The sequence below is a fragment of the Bacteroidota bacterium genome, from assembly GCA_037133915.1.
Lineage (GTDB): Bacteria > Bacteroidota > Bacteroidia > Bacteroidales > CAIWKO01 > JBAXND01.
The window spans coordinates 1-6,923 of the sequence record JBAXND010000092.1 but is presented as its reverse complement, the minus strand read 5'-3'; the positions used below and the strand labels follow the sequence as shown (position 1 = coordinate 6,923).

Genomic DNA, 6,923 nt, shown 5'->3' with positions numbered 1-6,923 from the left:
TATTACATTTGTGTCAAATAGCGGCATCAAAAAAGTAGTTTATAGAGGTGCCCATAAGATAATGGAACACCTGACCAAAGAATCGTTCAAAGAAAAAGTATTTAATTTCGAAACTGAAACAGAATGGAAATTTAGTGGCGCACTTCCTGCAATCATTGATTTCTATGCCGATTGGTGTGGTCCTTGTAAAATGGTAGCCCCGATTCTGGAAGAGCTTTCTGTTGAATATGCCGGAAAAATTGACATTTATAAAGTGGATACTGAAGCTGAAGAAGAATTAGCGGGCGTTTTCGGCATTAGGAGTATTCCAAGTATATTGTTTATTCCTAAAATAGGTGAGCCTCAAATGATGGTTGGTGCGTTGCCGAAAGACTCGATGAAACAGGCTATTGAAGAGGTTTTGCTCGGTAAAGAAGTGTAATCTGAATCGCGTTTCCAATGCGGTTCGGGAAATTATCATCCTGTTATCAGACCATCTTTCATGGTGAGTTTCCGGTCGGCCATACCGGCAAGTTCTTCGTTATGGGTTACAATGATAAACGTTTGATTCAGCTTCGTTCGCAGGTCAAAAAACAGTTGGTGGAGTTCGCGTGCATTTACCGAGTCCAGGTTTCCCGAAGGTTCGTCGGCAAGTACCACTGCCGGATTATTGATGAGCGCCCGAGCCACTGCAACCCGCTGCTGTTCGCCACCTGAGAGTTCTGACGGCTTATGCCCGACGCGGTCACTCAGCGATAATAAATCCAGAACTTCTAACGCTTTCTTCTCAGCTTCTTTTCTTGTTCTTTTTGCGATAAGTGCAGGTATAAAAACATTTTCAAGTGCTGTAAATTCAGGCAGCAGATGATGAAACTGAAAAACAAAACCTATATTTTGATTTCTGAATGCCGCAATTTTACGTTCATTTAATTTTTGAATGTTAACATTGTCAAATGTTACAATGCCGGTATCTGCACGGTCAATTGTGCCTATAATATGCAACAGGGTTGATTTTCCTGCGCCCGAAGCGCCCACAACAGAAACAATTTCGCCTTTGTTTATCTCAAGGTCTATGCCTTTTAATACCTTAAGGTTGCCGTACGATTTGTGTACTCCGCTTATCGTTATCATAATCCCGATGATTGTTGTGTAAAAATACAGAATTTCTGCTGCCCGCTTTTATTTTATTTTTCGCTTTACCAGATAGCTGTAATCGAGATAATAAAGCACTTTTAAGGAAATACTGTTCAATTGATCAGATTCAAAAGTATGCCCGATATTCCTGAAATAGGCCGGCCGCGCTTTGGTTTCGTCATTGTTTATTATGTTTTTATAGACGAAACTAAGATTGCTCCCCGGTGCGAACTGCCAGCTGAATTGCAGATCAAGGTTAAACGCGTTGAAATTGAAATCGTGCGAGCCTGAATACGTGGTATTATTGTCAAGATGCCCGTCAGGGAGGAGTTCGTAAAACTTATCGTACTGCGCCATCGACCAGTAATGTCGGGCATTTATGCCAATCCAAAGATCATTCATAAAAATATATCGGGCTTCGAGAAGGTTCTCTAAGGTGGTGATATTCCGTCGACCGAAATTGATGGTATTAAGAGAGTCAATTGCAGCGAATCCCTTGTCGTTCATGGTAAATGAACCGTTAATATGATATTTGAACATGAATTTGTCGCTGGCTCTTACAATGGGAACGAGGCTTGCTTCGATAATTTTCAATGCATCGTTGATACCGCCGATGTACGTACCTTCAAAATCCAGAGCGAATGTTTTACGATAATCGGATGAGAAGCCGAGTGTGCCGTAATAATAGGCCGGTGCCAGATAAACACGTCCGGGAACGCGTGCTTCATAAAAGTCATTTACATCAAGGGGTCTCACACCGATACCATCCCAAACGGACAGATAATTCAATAAGGTTTCGTAATTTGAAATGCTTATTTCAATATCTTCCAGATACTTTGTTCGGAAGTTCTCAATATGTTTGATATTCATAGAAACGTTGAAATCTCTGCATTTCCAGAAGGGTTCATAGATTGAATAGCTTAACGCAAGATTGTTGGTCGTCTGATTATTCATCAGTGTAAGCCCAAGATCGTTGTCGTTATAAGTATCATTAATGGTTGAGCGCGTCAGCATGAAATGGAAGTTTCCTTTTACCTTTCCGAAATTCAGACTGTATTGATATCCGGTTCGGTCATTAAAACTTTTTGTGCCCGCATTCTCCAGTATCTGGCTGAGTGCTCCCGATGCCCCGAATTGCCATGTAATAGATCGGTTATGAAGTGTAATGCCTGCCGCAGTTACATTGGCATCGTTATATTTTTTATCGCGGATTACGCTTGAATTCGTAATATACACATCGGAATTATTCTTAAAAACCTGATCAAAAACAAGAATATTATAATTTGTCAGCGGTTCCGTAAGCAGGGCGTATGAATTACCCGCCGAGTCTTCGATTTCAGCATAAGTGTTACGGGTAAGTGCATTTAAAAATCCAATGGCCGTGCCTTTGCGGCTGCGTCCCGATAATTTTGTTGCATTAATCAGTTTTGCCTGAGATGGATTCTTTATAACATTTGAACCCTCGGACAAGGAGTCGTAAATGTCGTTATATCCTTGGGGTTCCTTACCTATACGCCGGGAATAGAACAGGTCGCCTTTTTCAAACAAATCAACCGCTTCGTTAAAAAAAGGTCTGTTTTCATCATAAACGGTTTCAAATGCGCTGATATTTTTAACATCATAATCCGACTGCACCTGGCTGAAGTCTGGCAGCAACGTCATATCTAGTGTATAACTTTCGTTCAGGCCGTATTTTAAATCCAGGCCTCCGCTGAAAGAATAGGAGTAATTGCTTTTGTCGGGAATATTATATGGGAAGTGATCACCGTAAACAGAAATGTATGGTGTAACTGAAAGCCTTAAAGGCGCCGTTATTCCGGTAATACCCTTCAGCTTTCCCCAATAAACCATTTCGTTCGACGCACCTTTCACGGGCAATGCCCAGTAGTCGTGTTCCCGATGTCGCCTTATGCTTCGGATTATTTCCAGTCCCCAGACTTGTTCCTTTACTGCAGGAAACCGAATAGCCGAAAAGGGAATCATCAGCTCAATCATCCATCCCTTATCTGTTATTTTCACGGCGCTTTTCCAGACACCGTCATACGTATCGTCTTCTTCGCGGCTGTCGAATTGTACGCCCGATGCATAAACGCCAAAAGTATAAGCGTCGGATTGCATATTGTAAGTGTCAAAACTCAGTTCAAAAAAATCTCCGTTGAGTTCATCATCCCGGCCGCCCAGTTCTTTTAGAATACTGTCAGGGCTTGTATCGAACAACAATGCCGCCACATATATCGCGTTATCATCGTACACGATTCTGACCTCCGATTGTTGTGTCGGATTTACGTTATATACGGGGATGTGTTGGGTGAAACTGCTCGTCGGCTGTGCATTGACCCAGCAGGCATCGTCAATTATTCCGTCGATATGGGGTGGTGACAAAGCGCGCGTTGCCTGCATTTCCTTAATGTTCTGGGCAAAAGAAATGACCAAATTGACAAATAATAGGCAGAATATAAGGATGCGCTTCATCAGGTTTTTTGTAAATGCGAAAATAGAAATAATCGGGGAACAGCCCGTATCACGTTTTTGATTTTTTATGAACCGGATTGTTTGCCTGTTACCAAAATAATGCGTAGGTTTGGATACAAATTACGTTTAATATGAACCTGCACGAATATCAGGCAAAGATTGTCCTGAAAAAATACGGAGTTAAAGTTCCCGAAGGCCTGGTTGCCACATCGCCGAATGAGGCATTACAGGTGGCTCATAATTTATATTCATACACCGGCACGGAAAAGTTTGCCGTAAAAGCACAAATCCATGCCGGAGGCAGAGGAAAGGGTGGTGGTGTAAAGATTGCATCTTCCGAGCAGGAAGTATATACGTGTGCCGAGCAGATATTGGGAATGCAGCTTATTACTCCGCAAACAAAGCCTGAAGGAAAAAAAGTCAGCAAAGTTCTTGTTGAGCAAAATATATATTACAGCGGGGAAAATCCAATTCTGGAGTTTTACGTCAGTATTTTACTCGACCGTAAATCCGGCAAAAATATAATAATGTATTCGCCCCGAGGAGGAATGGATATTGAGAAAGTAGCCGAGGAAACACCTGAATTAATTTATAAGGAAGTAATCGCCCCGGGTATGGGTGTTCAACCTTTTCAGTGTCGCAAAATAGCTTTCAATCTTGGACTTGCAGGTCAGGCTTATAAAAATATGATTCCGTTTATAGAAAATTTATATGCCGCCTATTTGGGCAGCGATGCCAGTCTTATAGAGATTAACCCGGTTATCAAAACCTCCGATAACCTTATTATTGCTGCTGATGCAAAGGTAGTGGTTGACAATAATGCATTGTTCAAGCATCCGGGAATATTTGAAATGAGAGATCCCGATGAAGAGGATCCTACAGAAGTTGAAGCCGGTAAATTCGGATTAAATTTTATTAAGCTTGACGGCAATGTGGGGTGTATGGTAAATGGAGCAGGGCTTGCTATGGCCACTATGGACATTATTAAATTATCAGGCGGGGCTCCTGCAAATTTTCTGGATGTTGGCGGTTCGGCAAACGCAAAGAGGGTGGAAGAAGCCTTTAGGATTATTTTGAGTGATACTAATGTGAAAGCTATTTTGATAAATATCTTTGGCGGTATTGTTCGCTGTGACAGAGTCGCCACGGGCATTGTAGATGCGTACAAATCAATCGGAGAAATTTCGATTCCGATTATTGTTAGATTGCAGGGTACAAATGCGAAAGAAGCTAAAGTAATTTTGGACAACTCGGGACTGGAAGTAAAATCAGCTATACTGCTGGAAGATGCTGCCAAACTCGTTACCGAGGTTATCCGGGAGTCATAAGCCTATCACCATTTCCAAATACGGGAATTTTGTTTTTTAGTTGGGAAATTCGTTGCAACGTATTGATTAGTTGTAATTTAGATGTCCTTCTCCTGTTGTTTTCATAACCGAGACGCTTAGTTTTCGGGAATATTCATTTCTGATTAATTTGCAAAAAACATTGAATTACAAATAGTTGTGATTTTGGAATGAATAGTGTTAGGCTGATATACCTTTTTGATGTTTTCTGCTTTAAGAAATGGGAATGGGCAATTATTTGACAGGACAACTTGATCGTTTTTATTTTTGAATAGACGTGTTTTCACACATATAAAATTACTGCATTTAACACTTAAGTTAGTATTATTAATGTTGAAAACCATAATATTTATGATGAACATTAATCCTATTTAATAGACAGAAAATTAGATAATTATAATTAATTTATATTGGCGAAAAAAAATGTAAATGGAGGCGTTTTATCCGAATTATAATGTGATATATTTGCACAAAAATGAAAATTTAAAACCGGGTAGTAAAAAGCTATTTTTTCTTACAAATTAGGTTTCTGTAGCGAATCAGTTTAATCGAAAAATGCATTTATACCGTAGCTGTTGATACATTCACGCTACAATAAACTAAAAATGAAAATCCTATGTGTCTCTAAAATCCCAAAATGGGAATAGATAAATATATATGAATGCATAAAAAATTGAAAATAAACAAAATAAATTGTATAAACACATTTGCGGCTTTATTATTATTCTTGTCAGTTTGATGCTGCGATCTTTGTAACAATGAACAAATAAGTAGATGGAAAAATTATTTTTCACAATGTTTTCACCTGTAGTTCCTGTTATGGGAATCTATTTCCATGATGGAAATGCGAAATTATGTTCAGGGGCAGATTACTCATGTGCCTGCACAAATCCTGTGAAGGTCTCATTTGTAAATGGAAGGAATAAAACTAACATGGTAATCAGTTCTCCTGTTAATATTATTTCTTTTCGATTCTATAACAGACAAAGTTCATAAAACACCTAGACCGTTGGCAAAATCGTAACCTTCAAAAAATAAAAAACTGTATGAAAAGGACAACAAATACGATAACTGTTTTTTTATTTAGAATATTTTTTGGCGCCCTTATCATTTTATCGTGTCACTTAAGTGCCCATTCACAATCGGCTTGTACCTTGACTATTGGTTCTACTACTGCCTGCCCTGGTGATATAATAACAATTCCTCTGGATTTTAGTGGATGGAATCAACCTAATGTCGGAGCGATATCTTTAGCATTTACAGTTGATACCAATATTCTGGAATATATAGATTATGTTGATGTTAATTCGTCCTTTTCTTCCGGTTTGTCAGTTAATTATTTTAGTGGTGATTTATTTGATCCTCCTTCAGTATGGTATGCCTGGAGTGGAGTAACTCCTTTTCCAAAGATAAATAGAGGCACACTGATAAAATTCAGATTTCGGTACAAAGCAATTGGAACTACAACCTTAGACTTCTATCCGGGATGGAATGAAATTGCAGATTCAACAACCGTCAATTTTTACTCTTTAACTTTGAACTCCGGTACAATAAGTCCCGGCACTGCTCCGACAGCTGTTTCAGCTGCTGCATCACCAACTTTAATATGCGTAGGTAATAATCTTGATTTATCCGGAGCTGCAACTAATGGAACAATTTGGAGTGGAATGAGTTGGAGTTGGTCAGGACCGAATACTTACACATCAACAATCCAGAGTCCGGTGATATCGAGTGTTACCACAGCAATGGCGGGTGTTTACACCTTAAGCGCGATTAATGGTTGTGGCACTACTGCAGCGACAAGCTCAGCGGTAATTATCAATACGACCAGCCCGGTATCGGTAACGGCAGGCGTTTCCTCAACATCGTTATGTGCAGGGAATTCATTAACCCTCACGGGAACGGCTACCAATGCTACAAGCTGGAGCTGGGCTGGTCCGGACGGATTTAATTCTACAATTCAAAGTCCGGTGATATCGAGTGTTACCACAG

5 protein-coding genes are annotated in these 6,923 nt (G+C 39.9%); 3 read left to right on the top strand and 2 right to left on the bottom strand.

Annotated elements, in window-relative coordinates:
- Positions 1-58 precede the first annotated feature (58 nt).
- Positions 59-421: a thioredoxin gene (trxA, locus tag WCM76_16510; GenBank protein ID MEI6767234.1), complete on the top strand. Its 363-nt coding sequence runs from the start codon at positions 59-61 to the stop codon at positions 419-421.
- A gap of 35 nt (positions 422-456) precedes the next feature.
- On the opposite strand, the gene WCM76_16505 is transcribed toward trxA, so the two are convergent.
- Both WCM76_16505 and WCM76_16500 read right to left on the bottom strand, forming a co-directional pair.
- A complete protein-coding gene (locus tag WCM76_16505; protein MEI6767233.1) occupies positions 457-1,110 on the bottom strand; it encodes an ABC transporter ATP-binding protein in 654 nt (217 codons plus the stop codon).
- Positions 1,111-1,158: 48 nt separating this feature from the next.
- Positions 1,159-3,513, bottom strand: a complete 2,355-nt coding sequence (locus tag WCM76_16500) for a DUF5916 domain-containing protein (protein ID MEI6767232.1) — start codon at positions 3,511-3,513, stop codon at positions 1,159-1,161.
- 203 nt (positions 3,514-3,716) lie between these two features.
- On the opposite strand from WCM76_16500, the gene sucC reads away from it, so the two are divergent.
- Positions 3,717-4,913, top strand: a complete 1,197-nt coding sequence (gene sucC, locus WCM76_16495) for an ADP-forming succinate--CoA ligase subunit beta (GenBank protein MEI6767231.1) — start codon at positions 3,717-3,719, stop codon at positions 4,911-4,913.
- 1,064 nt (positions 4,914-5,977) lie between these two features.
- Positions 5,978-6,923, top strand: a 946-nt coding sequence (locus WCM76_16490; GenBank protein ID MEI6767230.1) for a cohesin domain-containing protein, incomplete at its 3' end; no start/stop codon positions are given.

What these genes read in the sequence shown, in the direction of transcription:
- WCM76_16505 (MEI6767233.1), bottom strand. Translation starts at nt 1,110, where the DNA reads ATGATAACGATAAGCGGAGTACACAAATCGTACGGCAACCTTAAGGTA.
- WCM76_16500 (MEI6767232.1), bottom strand. Translation starts at nt 3,513, where the DNA reads ATGCAGGCAACGCGCGCTTTGTCACCACCCCATATCGACGGAATAATT.
- sucC (MEI6767231.1), top strand. Translation starts at nt 3,717, where the DNA reads ATGAACCTGCACGAATATCAGGCAAAGATTGTCCTGAAAAAATACGGA.